The following is a 20,118-nucleotide window of genomic DNA, read 5'->3' as shown; positions in this document are numbered from 1 at the left end:
TCAGGTCACGCCGGGGACGCGAGGAACACCGTCGAGCGCGGGGTGTGGCGACGCACGACCGGCCCGATGTGCCGGCCCAACGCGGCCTCGATGCGGGCGAGCTGGTCGTCGGTGAGCCCCAGCCCGCCGCGCGCCCCGCGGTCGCCGCCGTGCCAGCTGACGAGGGCCCGGCCGCCGGGGCGCAGCACGCGCGCGATCTCGGCGGCGCCGGCGTCCAGGTCGGGCCAGATCGCCACCGTGTTGACGGTGACGACGACGTCGACGGCATCGTCCGGCAGCCCGGTGGCGTCCGCCGCGCCGGCCCGCACCTCCACCCGACCCGCGGCGATGGCCTCGGCCAGCCGGCGGGTCGCGAGGCGCCGCATCGACCGTGACGGCTCGACCCCGACGACGTGCTCGACGTCCCGGCAGGCGGCGAGCATGCCCAGCAGGATCCCGGGTCCCGGCCCGATCTCGACGACCCGCGCGCCGTCCAGCGGACCCAGCAGGGCCAGCACCTCGTCCTGCTGCGCGCGGTTGAGCGCGAGCAGCCGGCCGCCGAGCGCGCCCAGCCAGCCCTCGGGTCGGCCCGCGATCCGGTTCGGCACGTGGCCGGTGCTCCATGCCGGTGGTATCGATGGCTCCATGGCCGCCACCGTGCATCCTCCAGTGCACTCGACGTCAACCCCGGAGCAGCCGGACGGGCTCGCGATCGGCGCTGCGGCCCGGCGGGTCGGTCTCGCCCCGACGGCCCTGCGGTTCTACGAGGAACAGGGCGTCGTCACCCCGGCCCGCGGGCGGGACGGGCGGCGCCGCTACGACCGCTCGGACCTGCGCACGCTGGCGTTCGTGGCCTTGGCCCGGGAGCTGGGTTTCGGCGTCGCCGCGATCCGGTCGGCAGTGCGTCCGGGGCCGACGGGCTGGGCTGCCGCCGTCGACGAGCAGATCGCCCAGCTCGACACCGTGATCGCGCGGGCCCGCCGTGCCCGGGAGATCCTGGCTGCTGCGCGCGACTGCCCGGCCCCGAGCCCGGTCCACGAGTGCCCGCACCTGCACGCCGTGCTCGACGAGCTGATCGACGGTCAGGCCTGACGTTCCGCCACCAGCACCGCGATGCCGTCGAGCAGCCGCTCCAGCCCGAAGCCGAACGAGTCGAAGTCGCCGGACCACACCCCGGCCTCGCCGAGGCGTTCCAGCATCGGCATCGTGCCGGGGGGCAGCGCGGTGGCGAAGACCTCCGAGTGCACCGACCACCAGTCCTCGTCGCTCAGGCCGGTCTGTTCGGCGGCCTGCAGGTTCTCGACGGTGCTGCGGGCCAGCCCGGCGACGAACGAGTTGACGGCGATGACGACACCGGTCATCTCGTGCTCGTCCAGCCCGAGGCCGTCGACCTGGCCGAGCGCGATCTCGGTGGCCCGCATGGAGTTCGGCCCGAGGAGCGGGCGCCCCTGCGGGATCTGCAGCATCCAGGGGTGGCGCAGGTAGGTGGCCCACTGCAGCTGCGCGCTGCGCGTGATCCGCGCCCGCCAGTCCCCCTCGACGGCGGCGAGCTCGTCGAGGTCCTCCCCGTAGACCTCGTCCACCATCAGGTCGATCAGGTTGGTCTTGCCCGGCACGTAGCGGTAGAGCGACATGGCGCCGGCGTCCAGCTCGGCGGCGATGCGCCGCATCGACAGCGCCGCGAGCCCCTCGGCGTCCGCCACGGCGACGGCGGCCCGCACGATGCGCTCCAGGGACAGGCTGTGGCGGGGCCCGCGGGCGGGCTCGGGCACGCCCTGCCACATCAGGTCGAGGCTGCGCCGCAGCTCGCCGCCGGGTTCCGTGCTCATGCCGACACGGTATTCACCGGCCGAAGCCTCACACCCGCAGGCGCACCACGACCTCCGCGTCGGTCACCCGCTCGACGCCCACCTGCAGCCCACCGGCCTCCGTCTGGCCGCCGACCGGCACGCTGACCTGCTGCCCGGCAACCTCCAGCCGCGCGGTGCCGTTCTGCACGTCCACCAGCCGGGCCTGCACGCCGAGCACGGACACCGCGGTCTGGCCGCCGCTGCGCGGGAACGTCACCGTGCACCCGTCGAGGCCACAGTTCGTGCTGGAGCCCTGCCCGCCGCAGCCGACCAGCACGAGCACAGCGAGAACGGAAACAAGGGACGAAAGGGATCGCACAGCAGCCGAGAGTACGGGCGTCGACAACCGGGTCGACACACCCCCCGAAAAGTGGGTACCGTGTACGCATGACGTACATCGTACCCAGTTTGGTGATCCCGTGAGCGGCATCCGCGCCGTCGGCCTCGGCCACTCGTTCGGCGCGAAGGTGGCCCTCGACGGGCTCGACCTCGAGGTGGCGGAAGGCACCGTCTGCGGGCTGCTCGGCCCCAACGGCGCCGGCAAGACGACGGCCGTGCGCGTGCTGGCCACGCTGCTGCGCGCCGACCGCGGGCGCGCCGAGGTGGCCGGCATCGACGTGACCGCCGACCCGGCCGGGGTCCGGCGGGTGATCGGCCTGACCGGCCAGGCCACCACCGTCGACGACGTCCTCACCGGCCGGGAGAACCTCGAGCTGTGGGGCCGGCTCTTCCACCTCTCCCGCGCCGACGCCCGCCGCCGCGCCGACGAGCTGCTCGCCCAGTTCGGGCTCACCGAGGCGGCCGACCGGCGGGCCAAGCAGTACTCGGGCGGCATGCGCCGCCGGCTCGACATCGCCAGCAGCCTCGTCCTCGCCCCGCGGGTGTTCTTCCTCGACGAGCCCACGACCGGCCTCGACCCGCGCAACCGCGGCGAGGTGTGGGCCGCGCTGCGCGGCCTGGTCGCCGACGGCACCACGGTCCTGATGACCACCCAGTACCTCGACGAGGCCGACCAGCTCGCCGACCAGGTCGTGGTGCTCGACGGCGGGCGGAAGGTCGCCGAGGGCACCCCGGCCGAGCTGAAGTCGCAGCTCGGCGGCGACCGCATCTCCGTCCAGGTGCGGGAGGAGCACGACCTGCCAGCGGTCGCGTCCGTCCTCGCCCGCATCACCGGCACCGACCCCGAGCTCGACCAGGTGCTGCTGCGAGCCAGTGCGCCCGTCCGGGACCGGGTCGCGGCGCTCACCGCGGTCGTGCGAGGGCTGGACGACGCCATGGTCGACGTCGACGACATCTCGGTGCGCCGCCCCACGCTCGACGAGGTGTTCCTGCACCTCACCGGCCCCCAAGCTGCCGAGAACCCCGAGAAGGTGCCCGCATGAGCGTGCTGACCGTCCCCACGCCCGGCTCGTCGCTGCGCTGGCTCGCCGCCGACTCCTGGACGATCGCCCGTCGCGACCTCGTCCACTGGGTGCGCAACCCGGCCGTGATCGTCTCCAGCGTGACGTTCCCGGTGATGTTCGTGCTGCTGTTCGGCTTCGTGTTCGGCAGCGCGATCACGGTGCCCGGCGGAGGCGACTACCGCGAGTTCCTGATGCCGGGCATGTTCGCCCAGGCCATGGTGAACGGGGCTGCCGCCACCGTCGCCGTGGTCGCCGCCGACCAGGCCCGCGGGGTGACCGACCGGTTCCGCTCCATGCCGGTGTCGCGCGGAGCGTTCCTGATCGGCCGCAGCATCGCCGACCTCAACAACTCCGTCCTCGACCTCGCGGTACTCATGGGGTGCGGGCTGCTCGTCGGGTGGGTCACGCGGACCGGGCCGCTGGAGACCCTCGCCGCCGTCGCGCTCCTGCTGCTCCTGCGGTTCGCCATGATCTGGGTGGGGATCTTCCTGGGGTTGGTCGTCACCCAGGAGGCGGCCGGGCTCGCCTGGGCGCCGCTCTTCCCGTTGACGATGGTGGCCAACACGTTCGTCGCCCCCGAGCAGATGCCCGGCTGGCTGGGCGCGGTGGCCGACTGGAACCCGCTCTCGGCGACGGTCGGCGCGATCCGCGTGCTCTTCGGCAACGCGGGCGCCGTCACGTCGGCGACGGCGAGCTGGCCGGCCCAGCACGCCCTGTTCCTGGCCATCGCGTGGCCGGTGCTGATCGTCGCGGTGTTCCTGCCGCTGGCGGTGCGCCGCTACCGCGCGGTCTCCCGCTGAGCGAGACGCTCCAGCAGGCCGTCGAGCGCGGCCAGGTACGCCGTGCGCACCGGGGTCGGGCCGAGGTGGATCACGTGCCCCACGCGCTCCAGCACGGTGACGGTGGCGTGGGGGATGCTGCGCTGCCACTGCGCGATGTCGGCCGCGGTCATCGCCCCACCGTTCGTCAGGTGCCGGCGATGACCGCGGTCGGGCAGCCGATCGTGGCCAGCGCGTCCGGCAGCTCCGGCGGGACGAGCGTGCCGTCCAGGATCGGGTCGAACACGCATGGGTCGACCTGCCGCAGCACGCTCGCGCGCAGCTGGAGGAACCGCGGGCTGGCCACGTCGCGCATCCGCACGTCGCTGCCGGGGACGCCGACGGGGAGATCACCGACAGCGGCGAGGAACGCCGCGTCGTCGGCGGGCGGGTCCGCCAGGAGCGCCTGCGTGCGGCGGAACACGTCGAACCACGGCGCGTCGGCGCGCTCCGGGTCGCGCAGGGCGAGCAGCGGGCTGTCCTCGACGAAGAACCCCGCGACCAGGTCCGGTCGGGTGCTCGCCAGCCGGGCCGCGACGACCGAGCCCAGCGAGTGCCCGGCCAGCACGGCGGGCGCGGTGCCCTCGATCAGCGCGACGACGTCGGCGCAGTAGTCGGCGAGCATGTACGAGCCGGCGCGCGCCGAGCCGCCGTGGCCGCGGAAGCTGACCGCGCGCGCCGGGTGCCGGCCCTCCAGGTGCGCCAGGACCGGCCGGTAGCCCGCGGCGCTGTCGCTCACGCCGTGCAGCAGCACGACCGACACTCCCGGTCCCTCGACCGCGCGGACCTCCAGGTCCACCGTCTTCAGAAGAGGATCGTCGCGAAGCTGCCGACCTGCGTGAACCCGATCCTGCGGTACACCGCGCGGGCGGTGTGGTTGAAGCTGTTCACGTACAGGCTCGCGATCCGGCCCAGCCCGGCGAGCCGGTCCGCGACCGCGGCCGTGCCGGCGATGCCGAGCCCCCGGCCGCGGTGCGCGGGATGCACCCAGACCCCCTGGATCTGCCCGACCCGGCCCGACAGCGCACCGATCTCGGCCTTGAACACGACCTGCCCGTGCTCGAACCGCGCGAACGCGCGCCCGGCGCCGACGAGCTCGGCGACCCGCGCCCGGTAGCCGGCTCCGCCGTCGCCCGCGCCGTGCAGCAGCACGACCGGCACTCCCGGTCCCTCGACCGCGCGGACCTCCAGGTCCATCGTCTTCAGAAGAGGATCGTCGCGAAGCTGCCGACCTGCGTGAACCCGATCCTGCGGTACACCGCGCGGGCGGTGTGGTTGAAGCTGTTCACGTACAGGCTCGCGATCCGGCCCAGCCCGGCGAGCCGGTCCGCGACCGCGGCCGTGCCCGAGATGCCGAGCCCCCGGCCGCGGTGCGCGGGATGCACCCACACGCCCTGGATCTGCCCGACCCGGCCCGACAGCGCACCGATCTCGGCCTTGAACACCACCTGCCCGTGCTCGAACCGCGCGAAGGCCCGACCGGCGCCGACGAGCTCGGCGACCCGCGCCCGGTAGCCGGCTCCGCCGTCGCCCGCGCAGGGGTCGATGCCGACCTCCTCGGTGAACATCGCGATGGCGGCCGGCAGGTACGCGTCGAGCTCGGCGGGCCGCACCTCGCGGACGTACGGGTCGGGCGGGACGGCCGGCGCGCCGGCCAGCACCATCAGCGGCTGGTCGTCGCGCACCTCGCGGGCCGGGGCCCAGTGCGCGGCCAGCTCCTCCCACAGCGGCAGCACCAGCTCGGCCCGGCCCACCACCGACGAGCAGGTGCGACCGTGGCGGCGGGCGCGGTCGGCGAAGCTGCGCAGGGCGTGCCGGTCACCGCGCAGCGGCACGAGGTTCGCGCCGGCGAAGCACAGGCCGTCGAACCGGGAACCGACGCCCCACAGCTCGCCGCCGAGCCGCCACGGGTCCAGCCCCGCCAGCTCGACGCGTGCCGCGACCATGCAGGAGGCCACCGGATCGTCGTCCAGGACCGCGCGAACCCCTGGGCGGTCCCGATCATCGAGAAGCCGCGCGCCGGCGACACGTAGCACGCTCCTACGGTGCCACACGGACGCGCCGGAGGACATGGCGGATCCGCCGATCGCGTGTGGCGTGCGTCAGCCGACGGTGACCTGCGGCGCGCCCTCGCCCTCCATCGACTCGGCGATCTTCATCGCCTCCTCGATGAGGGTCTCGACGATGGCGTGCTCCGGCACGGTCTTCACGACCTCACCCTTGACGAAGATCTGGCCCTTGCCGTTGCCGGACGCGACGCCGAGATCCGCCTCGCGGGCCTCGCCCGGCCCGTTCACCACGCAGCCCATGACGGCGACGCGCAGCGGCACCTCCATGCCCGTCAGACCGGCGGTGACCTCGTCGGCCAGCTTGTAGACGTCGACCTGTGCGCGCCCGCAGGACGGGCAGGAGACGATCTCCAGCTTGCGGGGGCGCAGGTTGAGCGACTGCAGGATCTGCGTGCCGACCTTGATCTCCTCGACCGGCGGCGCCGACAGCGAGACGCGGATCGTGTCGCCGATGCCCTGGCGCAGCAGCGCCCCGAACGCGACGGCCGACTTGATGGTGCCCTGGAACGCCGGCCCGGCCTCAGTCACGCCGAGGTGCAGCGGGTAGTCGCACTGCTCGGCCAGCAGCTCGTACGCCCGGATCATCACGACCGGGTCGTTGTGCTTCACCGAGATCTTGATGTCGTGGAAGTCGTGCTCGGCGAACAGGCTCGCCTCCCACATCGCCGACTCGGCCAGCGCCTCCGGGGTGGCCTTGCCGTACTTCTGGAGCAGCCGCTTGTCCAGCGAGCCCGCGTTGACGCCGATCCGGATCGGGGTGCCGTGGTCCTTCGCGGCCGCCGCGATCTCCTTCACCTGGTCGTCGAACTTGCGGATGTTGCCCGGGTTCACCCGCACCGCGGCACAGCCGGCCTCGATGGCGGCGAACACGTACTTCGGCTGGAAGTGGATGTCGGCGATCACCGGGATCTGCGACTTCGCCGCGATCGCCGGCAGCGCCTCGGCGTCGTCCTGGCTCGGGCAGGCGACGCGCACGATGTCGCACCCGGCCGCCGTCAGCTCCGCGATCTGCTGCAGCGTGGCGTTGACGTCGGCGGTCAACGTGGTGGTCATCGACTGGACCGAGATCGGGTGCTCGGAACCGACACCGACCGTGCCGACCTGCAGCTGGCGGGTGGGCCGGCGCGGCGCGAGCGTCGGCGCGGGCGGGGTGGGCATGCCGAGGGAGACGGTCACGACCTCCAGTATCCCCCTGCCCGTGCCAGCTCGACGCGGCCGTGGCCAGAAGCACTCCACCGAGGCGGCAGGAGGTCAGTTGATCGTGACCGGGTTGATGATGTCCGCCACGAACAGCAGCCCGCTCCACGCCACGAAGACCAGCGCCACCACGTACGCGAACGGCATCAGCCGGGCCACGTCGACCGGGCCGGGGTCCGGCTTGCCGCGCAGCTTGGCGATCCGGCGCCTGATGCCCTCCCAGATCGCCGGGAAGATCTGCCCGCCGTCGAGCGGCGGGATGGGGAGCAGGTTGAACAGGAACAGCGAGATGTTCACCAGCGCCAGCAGGTTGAGGAAGATCGAGATCTCGGTCTTCACCGGCAGGTCCTGGTCGAGGATCTGCCCACCCAGCCGCGAGGCGCCGACCACCCCCACCGGACTGTCCTGGTCGCGCTTCTCACCCAGGAAGACAGCGCCGAACAAGCCCGGCACCCGCTGCGGCAGTGCCACGATCGCCTCACCCGTGCGGGCGATGACGTCGCCGATCCGGTCGACGACGACCCCGAACCCCTGCGGCTCGTAGAACGTGACGGGGCTCAGGCCGAGGAAACTCCCCCGCACGATGGCCTTCGGGTTGTCCAGGTCCGGCAGGTCGGTGGTCACCAGCGTGGGGTGCAGCTCGACCTGCTGGCCGCCGCGGTCGACGACGACGGTCACCGTGCCGCTGGCCGCGCGGATGGCCTTCTGCAGGTCGCCCCACTGGTCGGGCGCGTACGGCCGCCCCTGGAACGAGACGATCCGGTCGCCTGCCTGGAAACCGGCGGCGGCCGCCGGGGTCAGCGGAGCGTCGGGCGGGCAGACCGCGGTGGTCGCGGTCGCCGGCACCACGCACTTGGAGACCGCGCTGACCGTGGTGTTGGTGCCGGTCGGTGCCCCGATCACCATCAGCGAGAACGTGAAGATCAGTACCGCCAGCACCAGGTTCATGAACGGGCCGGCGAACATCACCACGACCCGCTTCCACGGGGCGCGGGTCCAGAACTGCCGCTCGACGTCCTCCGGCCTGACCTCGGACGCCGACTGGCTGCGCACGTCGTCGATCAGGCTCTGGAACGGCCCGGTGCGCCGGCTCGAACCGAGCATGCCCTCGCCGCGCGCGGGCGGGATCATGCCGATCATGCGGATGTAGCCGCCGAGCGGGACGAGCTTCACCCCGTACTCGGTCTCGCCGCGCTTGACCGACCAGAGCGTGCGGCCGAACCCGACGAAGAACTCCGGCACCTTGATGCCGAACCGCTTGGCGGCCAGCAGGTGCCCCAGCTCGTGCCAGGCCACCGACAGCAGGATCCCCAGGAAGAACAGGACGATCCCGAGGACGGTCATCATGAGGTCACTCCTGCTCCGGCCAGCTCCCGTGCCCGTGCCCGCGCCCACTCCTCGGCGGCGAGCACGTCGTCCACGGTAGCCGGGTCGCCGTGCCACCCGTCGGCGGCGTCGATGACGCGCTCGACGACGTCGGTGATGCCGGTGAACCCGATCCCGCCGGCGACGAACGCGGCGACGGCCTCCTCGTTGGCGGCGTTGAACACGGCGGGCACGCACCCGCCCGCGGCGCCGGCGGCACGGGCCAGCCGCACCCCCGCGAACGTGTCCTCGTCCAGTGGCTCGAACGTCCAGCTCTGCGCCGTGTCCCAGCGGCAGGCGGCGGCCGCTCCGGCGATCCGCTCCGGCCAGCCCAGCGCCAGCGAGATGGGCAGGACCATGTCCGGCGGGCTGGCCTGCGCGAGCGTGGAGCCGTCGGCGAACGTGACCATGGAGTGCACGATCGACTGCGGGTGCACCACCACGTCGATCCGCTCGTAGGGGACGTCGAACAGCAGCCGCGCCTCGATGACCTCCAGGCCCTTGTTGACCAGGGTGGCCGAGTTGATGGTGATCACCGGGCCCATGTCCCAGGTCGGGTGGGCCAGCGCGTCCGCGACGGTGACGTCGGCCAGCTCGGCCCGCGTGCGGCCGCGGAACGGGCCGCCCGACGCCGTCACGACGAGCCGCTCCACCTCCGCGGCGCGGCCGCCGCGCAGGCACTGGGCGAGCGCGGAGTGCTCCGAGTCGACCGGCACGATCTGGCCCGGCGCCGCGGCTGCGAGCACCAGCGGACCGCCGGCGATCAGCGACTCCTTGTTGGCCAGTGCCAGCCGGGCACCCGCGCCCAGCGCCGCCAGCGTGGGCCGCAGCCCCACGGATCCGGTGATGCCGTTGAGCACGATGTCGACACCGGACGCGCCGGCCAGCTCCGTCGCGGCGTCCGGCCCCGCCAGCACCTCGACGCCGGGCAGCGCGTCGCGCACCGCGGCCGCGGCGTCGGCGCGCGCCACGGCGACGCGGGAGACGCGGTGCGTGCGCGCCTGCGCCACCACCAGCTCGACGTCGCTCCCGCCGGCGGCCAGCCCGGCGACCCGGTACGCGCCCGGGTGGCGGGCGATCAGGTCGAGCGCCTGGGTGCCGATGGAGCCGGTGGACCCCAGCACGGTGACGGATCTCGTGGTGCTCATCGCCTCCCATCATCCTCGGCCGGGTGTTGTGCGACGATGAGGCCGCAGATCGGTTGATCAGGAGGACGGCAGTGGCGACCAACTCGCGCGAACTGGCCCAGCGTGGTGCTGGTGGCACAGAGGAGGACGTGCCGGACCCGCACAGCGAGTGGGGCTGGAACGGCGGCTTCCCGCGCGGCGGCATGGCTGCGGGCATCTTCTGCATCATCGCGCTGCTCGCGATGCTGATCGGCAACCACACCGGCAAGATCGAGGACCTCTACCTCGTCGGCTTCGCCGTCATCCTCGCCATCGGGCTGGTCATCTCCGTGCGCAACAAGCGCAACGCCTGGCGGCGCTGAGCCCGATCATGCCCGGGTCCGCGGTCGAGCTGGAGGTCGGCGACCGCACCGTGCGGATCTCCAACCCCGACCGCGTGTACTTCCCCACGCGCGGGGAGACCAAGCTCGACCTGGCGCAGTACTACATCGCCGTCGGCGACGGCATCGTGCGCGCGCTGCGCAACCGGCCGTGCATGCTGCACCGCTTCCCCACCGGCGTGACCGGCGAGAAGGTGCACCAGAAGCGGCTGCCGCGCGGCGCCCCCGACTGGGTGCAGACGGTGCGCGTGCACTTCCCGCGCTGGAACCGCACCGCCGACGAGCTGTGCGTGCAGCACGTCGCCGACGTCGTGTGGGCGGTGCAGATGTCCACCGTCGAGTTCCACCCCTGGAACTCCCGGCGCGGGCACGTCGAGCAACCCGACGAGTGGCGCATCGACCTCGACCCGATGCCCGGCGCCTCCTACGCGGACGTGCGCCGCGTCGCGCACGTCGCCCACGAGGTGCTCGACGAGCTGGGTGCGGTCGGCTTCCCGAAGACGTCCGGCGGCAAGGGCATGCACGTCTACGTGCGGATCGAGCCGAACTGGGGCTTCCAGGACGTGCGCCGCGCCGCGCACGCCTTCGCCCGCGAGGTCGGCCGGCGCTGCGACCTGGTCGACCTGACGTGGTGGCGCAAGGACCGCGACCCGAACTCGGTGTTCGTCGACTACAACCAGAACGCCCGCGACCACACCATCCGCAGTGCCTACTCGGTGCGCGGGGTGCACGAGGCCGTGGTGTCGACGCCGATCCGCTGGGACGAGATCGACGACGCCGAGCCCGCCGACTTCACCATCGCCACGGTCCCGGTGCGGTTCGCCGAGCTGGGCGACCTGCACGCGAGCATCGACGAGCACGTGTTCGTCCTCGACGAGCTCCTCGAATGGGCCGACCGCGACGCCCGCGAGGGCGCGGAGGAGCCGCCGGAGCCGGAGGCGCAGGAGCTGGACTGACCGACTGGGAAATCGTTGGTAGCCTGTTCCCATGGAGGTCACCATCGATGCGGTCGGTCGCATCGTCATCCCGAAGCAGCTGCGCGACGAGCTGGGCCTGCGACCGGGCGGGACGGTGGACATCAGCCGCTACGGCGACGGCGCCCATCTCAGCCCGGGTGGACGTACGGCCCGAATCGTCGAGGAGGACGGCCTGCTGGTCGCTGTCAGTGACACCGTGGTGACCGACGAGATGATGTTCAGGATCATCGACGACGGGCGTCGATGACGACCGTCGGCACGGAGATCGGGCTCGACACGAGTGTGGCGGTGCCGCTGCTGCTCAAGAGCCATCCCGACCATGCGGGGGTGGTTTCGTGGCTCGACGGTCGACGGCCTCCGCTGTGCGGGCACGCACTTGCGGAGACGTACTCCGTGCTGACCCGCTTGCCTGGTGACGCACGCCTGTCCGCAACCGACGCGGTACGGCTCATGGCGCAGTTGGACGATCCGTTGCTGCTCGGTCCTGGTCGCGGAGGGCACATTCCCGCGATGCTCGCCGAGGCCGGGGTCAGCGGTGGCGCCGTGTACGACGGGCTGGTCGCGCTTGCTGCGGCGCAACACCGCGTGACGCTCGCCACCCGCGATGCTCGAGCACGCCGGACGTACGAGGCGGTCGGCGCAGACGTCGTCGTCGTGGGCTGATCAGCGCTGCGCTGCTTCCCGCAGCCGCGCGTACTCCTCGATCATCGCCGGCAGCTGCCAGTGCGCGTTGAGGCCGCTCGGGTTGGGCAGGACCCACACGCGGGTGTCGCCTACCGTCTCGTCCTGCGGCCCGACCTGGGCCTTCGGCCGGTCGAACGCCGTGCGGTAGGCGCCGACCCCGGCCACCGCGAGCCAGCGCGGGCGGGTGCGCGCCACGAGCGCCCGCAACCTCTCTCCCCCGGCGCGCAGCTCTGCGTCAGAGAGCTCGTCGGCGCGGGCCGTCGTGCGCGCGACGACGTTCGTGATGCCCAGCCCCAACCCCCGCAGCTCGCCCTGCTCGGCGGGCAGCAGCAGCCGGGGCGTGAACCCGGCGCCGTGCAGCGCCGGCCAGAAGCGGTTGCCCGGGCGCCCGAAGTGGTGCCCGGTGACCGCGGTGACCAGGCCCGGGTTGATGCCGCAGAACAGCACGCGCAGCGGCGGGTCGTCAGGACCGGGCAGGAGATCGGGCACCACCAGCGAGCGGGCCGCCTCCAGCTCCTCGCGGGTGAACCGAGCCACCCACCGAGCCTAGGCAGGGGGTGCCGGGCGGCCGATCGCGGCCTCCAGCGCGCGGGCCAGGTCGAGCAGCCGGTGCTCCTCGTCCCAACGGCCGACCAGCTGGACGCCCAACGGGAGCCCCGCTGCGGTGGCGCCGACCGGGGCCGCGATCGCCGGCGCGTGGCAGGCGGTGGCCAAGGCGATCCAGTCGAACAGGTGGCCGTAGGGCACGGCCACATCGTCCACGTCGAGGTCGCGGTCGAACACCGTGCCCTCGTGCTGGTGCGGGAACGCCGGTACCGGGCCGACGGGGCACAGGATGGCGTCGAAGCCGGTGAACCACTCGGCCAGCCGGTCCCTGAGCCGCTGGCGGGCCACCGCGGCCGCGGCGTACTCGCGGTAGCTCGCCGTGGCGTGGTACGCGTAGGACCCGGGCCGGTACCGCGGCCCCGGCTCGGCGCCCCGGTGGGCCGCGAGCTGCTCCCACTGCTCGGCGGTGAGGTTCCTCGCGCCGAGCACGGCGAACAGGAGCGCCAGGTAGACGTCATTTCCCGCGCCCGTCCCGTCGCCGAACGGCGGGGCTGCCACCTCGACCTTCGCCCCCTGGCCGCGCAGCACGTCGGCGGCCCGTTCGACGGCACCCCGGACGTCGGCGGCGAGCGGGTAGCCGGGCTCGCCGACCCACAGCGCCACGCGCATGCCGGCCACGTCACCGCGCGGCACCGTACGCCCGGCGAGGACCTCCCACAGGAACGCGAGGTCGTCGGCCGTGCGGGCCATCGGTCCGGCGACCGACAGGTCCGACAGCATCCAGTTCTCCGGCAGCGGCGGCACCACCCCGCGCATCGGCAGCCGGTCCCACGTCGGCTTCAGCGCGTACACCCCGCAGTAGTTGGCGGGGTGGCGCAGCGAGCCGCCGATGTCGGTGCCGATCTCCAGATCGGTGACGCCCGCGGCGAGCGCCGCGGCCGAGCCGCCGGACGAGCCACCGCACGTCCGGTCCGGGTCGTACGGGTTGGTGGTGGTGCCGAAGACCTCGTTGTAGCTCTGGATGTCGCCCAGGTTGAGCGGGGTGTTCGTCTTCCCCCAGACGACCGCACCCGCGGCACGCGCGATCGCGACCGTCGCCGCGTCGACGCACTCCCCGCGCCCGACGAACGCGGGATTGCCCGAGACCGCCGGCATGCCGGCGACGTCGAAGCAGTCCTTCACCGTGATCGGCAGGCCGGCGAGCGGGCCCAGCTCGGCGCCGCGGGCCCGCGCCTCGTCGACGGCAGCGGCCTCCTGCCGGGCACGCTCGACGTCGGTCTGCACGACGGCGTTCAGCACCGGGTGGACGGCCTCGTGGCGGGCCAGCCTGGCGTCGAGCAGTTCGCGGGCAGACACGCGACGGGCGGCGAGGTCGGCGAGCACCTCGCGGGCGGTGGGCAGCATGGGCTCATCTTCACCGGACGGCGAGGTTCCCCGCCATCCGCCGGAGGACGTCCACGGTGGCGACGTACTCGGCGTCGCTGATGCCGTCGGTGATGCGGCGGCGCTGCTCGCCGATGATCACCGTCAGCCGGGCGCGCAGGGCCGTGCCGTCGGCCGTCAGCACGAGCCGGTCGCCGCGGCGCTCGACCCATCCGCGCTCGACCAGCACGGCGACCGCGTGATCACGGTCGGCCGGATCCGGCAGGAACGGCGCGAGGACATCGGCGGAGCCCTCCCGGGCGATGGCGTTGAGCAGCTGCCACTGCCGGCGGTCGACGCCCTCGACGGCGAGCGCGCCGGCGAACGACTGCTCGAGGAGGCGGTCGACCTCTTTCAACCACCATCCGATAGGCTTGTTGTCATCAGACATATACATGCTCATGAACATACACTTGCTGCCGTCGAGGCCGCCATGGTGGCCATCCGACGCCGGCAGACCCGCCGCACCCTCGCCCGGGTGGCGGGCGCGGCCGACGACACCCTCCAGCCGGTCCTCGACGCCGTCGAGGCCGCGGACGGGCCGGTCGGCGTCGGGGAGATCGCCGAGGCGCTCGGAGTCGACCAGCCGCGCGCGAGCAAGCTGGTCGCCGCAGCCGTCGGGGCGGGCCTGCTGCGCCGCGAGGCCGACCAGTCGGACGGCCGCCGGGCCTGGTTGGTGCTCACCGACGCCGGTGCGGAGCGGCTGGCCCGCGTCCACGCGTTCCGGCGAGAGGTGTTCGCGACCGCGATGGCGGGCTGGAGCGAGACCGAGCAGGCGACCTTCGCGGAGCTGCTCACCCGCTTCGTCGCGGCACTGCCCCGGCCGTGAACTTGCGCGGCCGGGCAGGATGACGTGGGTGGACCTGCCCGTGATGCCCCCGGTGAAGCCGATGCTGGCCAAGCCGCAGCCGAAGATCCCGCCCGGCAAGCTGTACGAGCCCAAGTGGGACGGCTTCCGCTCGATCATCTTCCGCGACGGCGACGAGGTGGAGATCGGCAGCCGCAACGAGCGGCCGATGACCCGCTACTTCCCGGAGGTCGTCGAGGCCGTGCTGGCGAACTTCCCCGAGCGCGCCGTGATCGACGGGGAGATCGTGGTGCTCGACCGGGCCAACAACACGCTCGACTTCGAGGTGCTGCAACAGCGCATCCACCCGGCGGCGAGCCGGGTGCAGCTCCTGTCGGTGGAGACGCCCGCCAGCTTCGTCGCGTTCGACCTGCTGGCGGTGGGCGACGAGGACCTCACCGAACGCCCCTTCGCCGAGCGGCGGGCGCGGCTGGTGGACGCGCTGGCGCAGGCGGCTCCGCCCGTGCACGTCACCCCGCTCACCGACGACCACGACGTCGCCCAGCAGTGGTTCGAGCAGTTCGAGGGCGCCGGGCTGGACGGGCTCATCGCCAAGGACCCGGCCGTGACCTACCAGCCCGACAAGCGGGTCATGACCAAGATCAAGCACGAGCGGACGTGCGACGCTGTCGTCGCCGGCTACCGCGTGCACAAGTCCGGCGACGACGTGATCGGCTCGCTGCTGCTCGGCCTCTACGACGACCGCGGCGTGCTCGCCTCGGTGGGCGTGATCGGCGCGTTCCCGCTGGCCCGGCGCAAGGAGCTCTTCCAGGAGATGCAGGAGCTCGTCACCACGTTCGACGACCACCCCTGGGCCTGGGCGAAGCAGGAGGAGGGCGAGCGCACGCCGCGCAAGGGCGAGGGCAGCCGCTGGAACAACGGCAAGGACCTGTCGTTCGTGCCGCTGCGGCCCGAGCGCGTCGTCGAGGTGCGCTACGACTACATGGAGGGCGTGCGGTTCCGGCACACCGCGCAGTTCGTGCGCTGGCGGCCGGACCGCGACCCCAAGAGCTGCACGTACGAGCAGCTGGAGCAGCCGGTGTCGTTCGACCTGGCCGAGGTGCTCGGGCTACCCTCTTAAGCCCTCGGTGGTCATCCGCACGCGGTCGATCAGCCCGTCCGGGCGGTGGTGCAGCCGGTCGACGCACACCGAACGGCGCCTGCTGCCCCCGCCCGGCAGCACCCCGTTGTGGTAGAAGAACACCCACTCGCCGTTGAACTCGACCGGGCACGGGCGGTTGGTCTCGCAGTTGCCGGCCACCTCGTTGAGGATCCCGACGAACTCCCACGGACCGTCCACCGAGCGGCTGCGGGCGTAGCCGACGCGCTGCGGGTTCAGGTAGCCGTAGGACAGGTAGAACCATCCGTCGCGGTGGTGGACGTGCGCACCTTCCTGGAAGCCGGGCAGCTCGATCTCGGTGATCGGGCCGGCGAGGTCGGTCATGGAGTCGTCGAGCAGCGCGTGGAAGCAGCGCAGCTTGCCCCAGAACAGGTGTGCCTGCCCGTCGACGACGATCACGGCCGGGTCGATCGTGTGGTCGGACTCGGTCGGGAACGGCACCTCGTCGGTGACCAGGGCCGAGTCGCGGGCGTCGCGGAACGGGCCGGTCGGGTGATCGGCCACCGCCACACCGATCGCCCCGCCCGGGCGGTCGGGCCGGTCGACGGCGACGTACCAGTAGAACCGACCGTCCCGCTCGACGACCGCGCCGGCCTTGGCGCCGGTGCTCGCCGCCCACGCGAAGTCGGTGATCGCGAGCGGGGAGCCGTGCGCCTTCCAGTCGACCAGGTCGGTCGAGGAGAACAGCAGCCAGTCGCGCATCAGGTAGTCGGGGGAACCGGGCTCGGCCTCGTCGTGGCCGGTGTAGAGGTATGCGGTGCCGTCGTGCACGAGCACCGCGGGATCGGACGTGTACACGTCGGTGATGATCGGATTGCCGACGATCACCTCGTTGGTCACTGCCGGGGTGGCCATGGCGGACAGGATAAATCGGACGCGGGCCGGCCGCCGGACGAGATCAACTCCCGGGCTCTCGAGCACCGCGCCCGGGCGGAGGCTGGACGGGAGGCCGACGAACGCGCAGGCTGCACGTCGGTCCCCCGCCGTCTCCCCCGAAGGGGCGCACGATGACGTCACCCACCCGCATCCCGGTCACCGGCCGCGACGGCACCACGATCGCCACCTACCGCTGGGAGCCCGCCGGCTCGCCGCGCGCGATCGTGCAGCTCACGCACGGCATGGGCGAGCACCTGCTGCGCTACCAGCATCTCGCCGAGACGTTGACCGCCGCCGGGTTCCTCGTGCAGGGCCAGGACCACCGCGGCCACGGCGCCACCATGGCCGGCGAGCCCGGGCACATCGGCGCCGCCGGCTGGACGGCGCTCGTCGACGACATCGACGTGCTCGTCCAACGTGCGCACGACGAGCACCCCGACCTGCCGCTCGTCCTGTTCGGCCACAGCATGGGCTCGTTCGCCGCCCAGCAGTACGTGCTCGACCACTCCGCCGACATCACCGCGCTCGTCCTCTCCGGCACCGCCGCGATCGACCTCCTGGAACCGGCGCTCGACCTCGACGCGCCCATCGACCTCTCCGGCTTCAACGCGCCGTTCGCGCCGGCCCGCACCGACTACGACTGGCTCTCCCGCGACGAGGCCCAGGTCGACGCCTACATCGCCGACGAGCTGTGCGGCTTCGGCCTCGACGCCGAGGCCGGCAAGGCGATGTTCCACGCCGCCCGCGCCCTCGCCGACCCCGCCCGGCTCGCCGGCATCCGCCGCGACCTGCCCGTCTACATCGCCGTGGGCGACATGGACCCGGTCAACGGGCAGCTCGCCCTCTCCTCCGCGCTGGTCCAGCGGCTCGAGGCGGCCGGGCTCACCGACGTCACCAGCGTCGTGTACCCGCAGGCCCGCCACGAGATCCTCAACGAGACCAACCGCGCCGAGGTGGAGGCCGACCTCCTGGCGTGGCTGGACCGGGTGGTCCCGCGGTGAGTGCCCGGCGGGCATCATAGGCGTCTGCCGCTCGAGCGCACGACGGTCTACGCCGACGCCGACGACCTCTCGCCGAGCGCGCCGACTCCTACCTCGCCGACGGGTTCGGCGCCGACCTGGCTGACCCGTTGACCGAGCACGCCGCGTTCCGGGTCCTTCCCGACGACCTCTGACGAGGGCTACGCCCCGGTGGCCGCCAGCTGCCCGCAGGCCGCGGCGATCTCCTGGCCGCGGGTGTCGCGCACGGTGCAGGCGACCCCGGCGGCCTGGACACGGCGCACGAACTCGTCCTGCACGGGCCGCGGCGACGCGTCCCACTCGCTGCCCGGGGTGGGGTTGAGCGGGATCAGGTTGACGTGCACGCGCTTGGTGCCGATCTCGCGGGCGAGCCGCTGCCCGAGCAGGTCGGCGCGCCACGCGTGGTCGTTCACGTCGCGGATCAGCGCGTACTCGATGGAGACGCGCCGGCCGGTGGCGACGGCGTAGCGCCGGGCCGCGGCGAGCACCTCGGCGACCTTCCACCGGTTGTTGACGGGCACGAGCGTGTCGCGCAGCTCGTCGTCAGGGGTGTGCAGGGAGACGGCGAGGGTGACCGGCAGGCCCTCCGTCGCCAGCTTGTCGATTGCGGGCACCAGCCCGACCGTCGACACCGTGACGCCGCGCGCCGAGATCCCCAACCCGGACGGGGCGGGCTCGGTGATCCGCCGCAGCGCCGCCACGACCCGTTTGTAGTTCGCGAGCGGCTCCCCCATGCCCATGAACACGATGTTGGAGAGCCGCATGGGCTCGCCGAGGGCACCGTCGCGGGCGGCGGCCGCTGCCTGCCGGACCTGCTCCACGATCTCGGCCGTCGACAGGTTGCGCTGCAGCCCGCCCTGACCGGTCGCGCAGAACGGGCACGCCATGCCGCAGCCCGCCTGACTGGAGACGCACACGGTCGCGCGGTCCGGGTACCGCATGAGCACCGACTCGGCGCGCGTGCCGTCGTGGCCCTTCCACAGGGTCTTCCGGGTGGCGCCGTCGTCGCAGGCCTGCTCCAGGACGGGCTGCACCAGCTGCGGGAGCAGCGGGCGCAGCGCGTCGCGGGCCGCGGCCGGCAGGTCGGTCATCGCATCAAGGTCGGTGGAGAACCGGCCGAAGTAGTGCCGGGCCAGCTGGTCGGCCCGGAACCCGGGCAGCCCGAGCTCCGTCACCGCACCCCGACGCTCGTCGGGTTCGAGGTCGGCGAGGTGGCGGGGCGGGAGGGCGCGCTTGGGCGCGTCGAAGACCAGCGGAAGAGTCATGACCTGCTCAAGTGTACGAGGCGGTCCCGCGGCGCAGCGCGTAGCCGAGCACGGCCAGCCCCAGCGCCGGTCCCCACAGCCAGAACGGGAAGATCAGCAGCATCTCGAACGCGCCCTCCGCGACCGCCTGGATCGCCATCGGCACCGCGGCCGCCGTCAGCAGCACCGCGACCAGCGCACCGGGCACGACCGCTGCGGCGCGCGGCACCGGCCGGCCGCGCAGCACCGGCACCCACCGCGGCCACACCTCGCCCCAGCGGGAGACCAGGCCCAGCGTCAGCACGCCGCCGGCCAGCGCGGCGAGCCCCAGCAGGAGCCCGTGCAGGCGGATCTCGGGTACGACGGCCAGCTCGTCCGCCGACATGCCGAGCGGCCACGGCGTCAGCCAGGTCATGCGCAGGAGGAAGTACGGCAGCACACAGGCGGCGGCGACGAACGCAGCGGCGCGGCCCCACCGGGCCGCCGCGTCGGGTTCGGCCCACGCCGGCCTACGGTGTCCGGCGAGGGCCAGGCGCCCCGCCAGCGCCCCCCAGAGCACCGCCCCGGCCAGCAGGAACGTCAGCGCGGCCGGCGGCCCGAACTTCGCAGCGCTGCCGGTGACGACGTCCACGTAGCGCCGCAGGACGGCACCGTCGGCGATCCCGGTGAGCCACGCCGCGGCTCCGATCGCGACCATCAGCCCCAGCGCGACGGGCCCGCCCCGCCACCGCCACGCCCCGACGACGAGCGTGCCGGCGAGGACGACCGGGCCGAACATCGCCATCGCGTACCCGGCCAGGGCGAGCGGGGCGACGCCGGCCGCGAGCAGGCCGAACGCCACCGCGACGAGCACGCCGACGGTGACCAGCACCGGCCGGGACCGGGTCAGGACCGCCGCCAGGCCGACCACGCCGACACCGACCAGTGCCGGCGCGGTCACCGACCCGGGGACGAGGTCGAGGAGCGTCGGGAAGCCGTCGTCACCCGGCCGGGCGAAGGGATGGTCGGCGGGCCGCAGCGACCACCACGATCCGATCACGACAGCGCCTGCGCTCCAACCTCCGACGACGACGGGCAGCCGCCCGGTGGGTGTCTTCGTGTCCATGCCGGAAGCGTCTTCCGACGGGGCCGGCGCGACCTCCCGCGCGCGAGGGAGCGGCCTCCCCCTTCTACGCCATCTGCCGGTCACCGGAAA

General features: G+C 73.2%; 25 protein-coding genes and 1 pseudogene. 10 read left to right on the top strand and 16 right to left on the bottom strand.

Annotation, left to right across the window (positions count from 1 at the left end):
* Positions 1–5 precede the first annotated feature (5 nt).
* Positions 6–626, bottom strand: a complete 621-nt coding sequence (locus ACQEVB_RS19655; protein ID WP_432973381.1) for a class I SAM-dependent methyltransferase — start codon at positions 624–626, stop codon at positions 6–8.
* On the opposite strand from ACQEVB_RS19655, the gene ACQEVB_RS19650 reads away from it, so the two are divergent.
* Complete coding sequence (locus ACQEVB_RS19650) at positions 625–1,071, top strand: MerR family transcriptional regulator (protein ID WP_432973378.1); 447 nt, start codon at positions 625–627, stop codon at positions 1,069–1,071. The two genes, ACQEVB_RS19655 and ACQEVB_RS19650, sit on opposite strands and share 2 nt — an antisense overlap.
* Here ACQEVB_RS19650 and ACQEVB_RS19645 read toward each other — a convergent pair.
* Together ACQEVB_RS19645 and ACQEVB_RS19640 are read right to left on the bottom strand one after the other, a co-directional pair.
* Positions 1,062–1,808 carry a TetR/AcrR family transcriptional regulator gene (locus tag ACQEVB_RS19645; protein WP_432973375.1) on the bottom strand — a complete coding sequence of 249 codons (747 nt, stop codon included), beginning with the start codon at positions 1,806–1,808 and terminating at the stop codon, positions 1,062–1,064. The two genes, ACQEVB_RS19650 and ACQEVB_RS19645, sit on opposite strands and share 10 nt — an antisense overlap.
* Positions 1,809–1,836: 28 nt before the next feature.
* A complete protein-coding gene (locus tag ACQEVB_RS19640; RefSeq protein ID WP_432973372.1) occupies positions 1,837–2,112 on the bottom strand; it encodes a hypothetical protein in 276 nt (91 codons plus the stop codon).
* A 136-nt stretch (positions 2,113–2,248) separates the two neighbouring features.
* On the opposite strand from ACQEVB_RS19640, the gene ACQEVB_RS19635 reads away from it, so the two are divergent.
* Together ACQEVB_RS19635 and ACQEVB_RS19630 are read left to right on the top strand one after the other, a co-directional pair.
* A complete protein-coding gene (locus ACQEVB_RS19635; protein WP_432973369.1) occupies positions 2,249–3,211 on the top strand; it encodes an ATP-binding cassette domain-containing protein in 963 nt (320 codons plus the stop codon).
* Positions 3,208–4,032 carry an ABC transporter permease gene (locus ACQEVB_RS19630; RefSeq protein WP_432973366.1) on the top strand — a complete coding sequence of 275 codons (825 nt, stop codon included), beginning with the start codon at positions 3,208–3,210 and terminating at the stop codon, positions 4,030–4,032. Before ACQEVB_RS19635 ends, ACQEVB_RS19630 begins: the two co-directional genes overlap by 4 nt.
* On the opposite strand, the gene ACQEVB_RS19625 is transcribed toward ACQEVB_RS19630, so the two are convergent.
* From ACQEVB_RS19625 to dxr, 7 genes and pseudogenes are all read right to left on the bottom strand, one after another.
* A complete protein-coding gene (locus tag ACQEVB_RS19625; RefSeq protein ID WP_432973363.1) occupies positions 4,011–4,184 on the bottom strand; it encodes a hypothetical protein in 174 nt (57 codons plus the stop codon). The genes ACQEVB_RS19630 and ACQEVB_RS19625 overlap by 22 nt on opposite strands.
* 14 nt (positions 4,185–4,198) lie before the next feature.
* Positions 4,199–4,849: an alpha/beta fold hydrolase gene (locus ACQEVB_RS19620; RefSeq protein WP_432973360.1), complete on the bottom strand. Its 651-nt coding sequence runs from the start codon at positions 4,847–4,849 to the stop codon at positions 4,199–4,201.
* 5 nt (positions 4,850–4,854) lie between these two features.
* Positions 4,855–5,184: pseudogene (locus ACQEVB_RS19615) on the bottom strand (GNAT family N-acetyltransferase); the annotation flags it as partial.
* A gap of 68 nt (positions 5,185–5,252) precedes the next feature.
* A complete protein-coding gene (locus ACQEVB_RS19610; protein WP_432973357.1) occupies positions 5,253–6,086 on the bottom strand; it encodes a GNAT family N-acetyltransferase in 834 nt (277 codons plus the stop codon).
* Between the two features lie 66 nt (positions 6,087–6,152).
* The gene (gene ispG / locus ACQEVB_RS19605) at positions 6,153–7,295 is read right to left on the bottom strand and encodes a flavodoxin-dependent (E)-4-hydroxy-3-methylbut-2-enyl-diphosphate synthase (RefSeq protein ID WP_432973354.1); all 1,143 of its coding nucleotides are present in this window, start codon (positions 7,293–7,295) and stop codon (positions 6,153–6,155) included.
* Positions 7,296–7,370: 75 nt separating this feature from the next.
* Entirely contained in the window at positions 7,371–8,663 is a 1,293-nt protein-coding gene (locus ACQEVB_RS19600) for a M50 family metallopeptidase (protein ID WP_432973351.1), read from the bottom strand.
* Positions 8,660–9,829, bottom strand: coding sequence for a 1-deoxy-D-xylulose-5-phosphate reductoisomerase (dxr, locus tag ACQEVB_RS19595; RefSeq protein WP_432973348.1), 1,170 nt, complete (start codon positions 9,827–9,829; stop codon positions 8,660–8,662). The genes ACQEVB_RS19600 and dxr overlap by 4 nt, the downstream gene beginning before the upstream one ends.
* 71 nt (positions 9,830–9,900) lie before the next feature.
* On the opposite strand from dxr, the gene ACQEVB_RS19590 reads away from it, so the two are divergent.
* From ACQEVB_RS19590 to ACQEVB_RS19575, 4 genes are read left to right on the top strand one after another with little or no spacing between them, the layout of a single operon-like run.
* The gene (locus ACQEVB_RS19590) at positions 9,901–10,170 is read left to right on the top strand and encodes a DUF2631 domain-containing protein (protein ID WP_432973346.1); all 270 of its coding nucleotides are present in this window, start codon (positions 9,901–9,903) and stop codon (positions 10,168–10,170) included.
* An 8-nt stretch (positions 10,171–10,178) separates the two neighbouring features.
* Positions 10,179–11,144, top strand: coding sequence for a non-homologous end-joining DNA ligase (ligD, locus tag ACQEVB_RS19585; RefSeq protein WP_432973344.1), 966 nt, complete (start codon positions 10,179–10,181; stop codon positions 11,142–11,144).
* Positions 11,145–11,175: 31 nt separating this feature from the next.
* The gene (locus ACQEVB_RS19580) at positions 11,176–11,412 is read left to right on the top strand and encodes an AbrB/MazE/SpoVT family DNA-binding domain-containing protein (RefSeq protein ID WP_432973341.1); all 237 of its coding nucleotides are present in this window, start codon (positions 11,176–11,178) and stop codon (positions 11,410–11,412) included.
* Positions 11,409–11,828: a PIN domain-containing protein gene (locus tag ACQEVB_RS19575; protein ID WP_432973338.1), complete on the top strand. Its 420-nt coding sequence runs from the start codon at positions 11,409–11,411 to the stop codon at positions 11,826–11,828. The genes ACQEVB_RS19580 and ACQEVB_RS19575 overlap by 4 nt, the downstream gene beginning before the upstream one ends.
* On the opposite strand, the gene mug is transcribed toward ACQEVB_RS19575, so the two are convergent.
* From mug to ACQEVB_RS19560, 3 genes are read right to left on the bottom strand one after another with little or no spacing between them, the layout of a single operon-like run.
* Positions 11,829–12,386: a G/U mismatch-specific DNA glycosylase gene (gene mug / locus ACQEVB_RS19570; protein WP_432973335.1), complete on the bottom strand. Its 558-nt coding sequence runs from the start codon at positions 12,384–12,386 to the stop codon at positions 11,829–11,831.
* 9 nt (positions 12,387–12,395) lie between these two features.
* Entirely contained in the window at positions 12,396–13,799 is a 1,404-nt protein-coding gene (locus ACQEVB_RS19565; protein WP_432973332.1) for an amidase family protein, read from the bottom strand.
* Positions 13,800–13,809: 10 nt separating this feature from the next.
* Positions 13,810–14,175 (bottom strand): MarR family winged helix-turn-helix transcriptional regulator, encoded by a 366-nt coding sequence (locus tag ACQEVB_RS19560; RefSeq protein WP_432973329.1) that lies wholly within the window; start codon positions 14,173–14,175, stop codon positions 13,810–13,812.
* 75 nt (positions 14,176–14,250) lie between these two features.
* On the opposite strand from ACQEVB_RS19560, the gene ACQEVB_RS19555 reads away from it, so the two are divergent.
* Together ACQEVB_RS19555 and ACQEVB_RS19550 are read left to right on the top strand one after the other, a co-directional pair.
* Positions 14,251–14,646, top strand: a complete 396-nt coding sequence (locus tag ACQEVB_RS19555; RefSeq protein ID WP_432973326.1) for a MarR family winged helix-turn-helix transcriptional regulator — start codon at positions 14,251–14,253, stop codon at positions 14,644–14,646.
* A gap of 28 nt (positions 14,647–14,674) precedes the next feature.
* Complete coding sequence (locus tag ACQEVB_RS19550) at positions 14,675–15,745, top strand: ATP-dependent DNA ligase (RefSeq protein ID WP_432973323.1); 1,071 nt, start codon at positions 14,675–14,677, stop codon at positions 15,743–15,745.
* On the opposite strand, the gene ACQEVB_RS19545 is transcribed toward ACQEVB_RS19550, so the two are convergent.
* On the bottom strand, positions 15,734–16,639 hold the full coding sequence (locus ACQEVB_RS19545; protein ID WP_432973320.1) for a family 43 glycosylhydrolase: 906 nt from the start codon (positions 16,637–16,639) through the stop codon (positions 15,734–15,736). The two genes, ACQEVB_RS19550 and ACQEVB_RS19545, sit on opposite strands and share 12 nt — an antisense overlap.
* A 152-nt stretch (positions 16,640–16,791) precedes the next feature.
* Between ACQEVB_RS19545 and ACQEVB_RS19540 the strand changes: the two genes are divergently transcribed.
* Positions 16,792–17,661 (top strand): alpha/beta hydrolase, encoded by an 870-nt coding sequence (locus ACQEVB_RS19540; protein ID WP_432973317.1) that lies wholly within the window; start codon positions 16,792–16,794, stop codon positions 17,659–17,661.
* A 179-nt stretch (positions 17,662–17,840) separates the two neighbouring features.
* Here the strand turns inward: ACQEVB_RS19540 and rlmN are convergent, their stop codons facing one another.
* Both rlmN and ACQEVB_RS19530 read right to left on the bottom strand, forming a co-directional pair.
* Complete coding sequence (gene rlmN / locus ACQEVB_RS19535) at positions 17,841–18,944, bottom strand: 23S rRNA (adenine(2503)-C(2))-methyltransferase RlmN (protein WP_432973314.1); 1,104 nt, start codon at positions 18,942–18,944, stop codon at positions 17,841–17,843.
* Positions 18,945–18,951: 7 nt separating this feature from the next.
* Complete coding sequence (locus ACQEVB_RS19530) at positions 18,952–20,028, bottom strand: hypothetical protein (protein ID WP_432973311.1); 1,077 nt, start codon at positions 20,026–20,028, stop codon at positions 18,952–18,954.
* Positions 20,029–20,118: the final 90 nt, after the last annotated feature.

This window comes from Pseudonocardia sp. CA-107938 (genome assembly GCF_050936315.1).
Taxonomy (GTDB): domain Bacteria; phylum Actinomycetota; class Actinomycetes; order Mycobacteriales; family Pseudonocardiaceae; genus Pseudonocardia.
The sequence above is the reverse complement of the archived record's forward strand: the minus strand, read 5'-3'. Positions and strand labels throughout refer to the sequence as shown.

What these genes read in the sequence shown, in the direction of transcription:
- ACQEVB_RS19650 (WP_432973378.1), top strand. Translation starts at nt 625, where the DNA reads ATGGCCGCCACCGTGCATCCTCCAGTGCACTCGACGTCAACCCCGGAG.
- ACQEVB_RS19655 (WP_432973381.1), bottom strand. Translation starts at nt 626, where the DNA reads ATGGAGCCATCGATACCACCGGCATGGAGCACCGGCCACGTGCCGAAC.
- ACQEVB_RS19645 (WP_432973375.1), bottom strand. Translation starts at nt 1,808, where the DNA reads ATGAGCACGGAACCCGGCGGCGAGCTGCGGCGCAGCCTCGACCTGATG.
- ACQEVB_RS19630 (WP_432973366.1), top strand. Translation starts at nt 3,208, where the DNA reads ATGAGCGTGCTGACCGTCCCCACGCCCGGCTCGTCGCTGCGCTGGCTC.
- ACQEVB_RS19625 (WP_432973363.1), bottom strand. Translation starts at nt 4,184, where the DNA reads ATGACCGCGGCCGACATCGCGCAGTGGCAGCGCAGCATCCCCCACGCC.
- ACQEVB_RS19600 (WP_432973351.1), bottom strand. Translation starts at nt 8,663, where the DNA reads ATGATGACCGTCCTCGGGATCGTCCTGTTCTTCCTGGGGATCCTGCTG.
- dxr (WP_432973348.1), bottom strand. Translation starts at nt 9,829, where the DNA reads ATGAGCACCACGAGATCCGTCACCGTGCTGGGGTCCACCGGCTCCATC.
- ligD (WP_432973344.1), top strand. Translation starts at nt 10,179, where the DNA reads ATGCCCGGGTCCGCGGTCGAGCTGGAGGTCGGCGACCGCACCGTGCGG.
- ACQEVB_RS19580 (WP_432973341.1), top strand. Translation starts at nt 11,176, where the DNA reads ATGGAGGTCACCATCGATGCGGTCGGTCGCATCGTCATCCCGAAGCAG.
- ACQEVB_RS19575 (WP_432973338.1), top strand. Translation starts at nt 11,409, where the DNA reads ATGACGACCGTCGGCACGGAGATCGGGCTCGACACGAGTGTGGCGGTG.
- ACQEVB_RS19565 (WP_432973332.1), bottom strand. Translation starts at nt 13,799, where the DNA reads ATGCTGCCCACCGCCCGCGAGGTGCTCGCCGACCTCGCCGCCCGTCGC.
- ACQEVB_RS19555 (WP_432973326.1), top strand. Translation starts at nt 14,251, where the DNA reads ATGGTGGCCATCCGACGCCGGCAGACCCGCCGCACCCTCGCCCGGGTG.
- ACQEVB_RS19545 (WP_432973320.1), bottom strand. Translation starts at nt 16,639, where the DNA reads ATGGCCACCCCGGCAGTGACCAACGAGGTGATCGTCGGCAATCCGATC.
- ACQEVB_RS19540 (WP_432973317.1), top strand. Translation starts at nt 16,792, where the DNA reads ATGACGTCACCCACCCGCATCCCGGTCACCGGCCGCGACGGCACCACG.
- rlmN (WP_432973314.1), bottom strand. Translation starts at nt 18,944, where the DNA reads ATGACTCTTCCGCTGGTCTTCGACGCGCCCAAGCGCGCCCTCCCGCCC.
- ACQEVB_RS19530 (WP_432973311.1), bottom strand. Translation starts at nt 20,028, where the DNA reads ATGGACACGAAGACACCCACCGGGCGGCTGCCCGTCGTCGTCGGAGGT.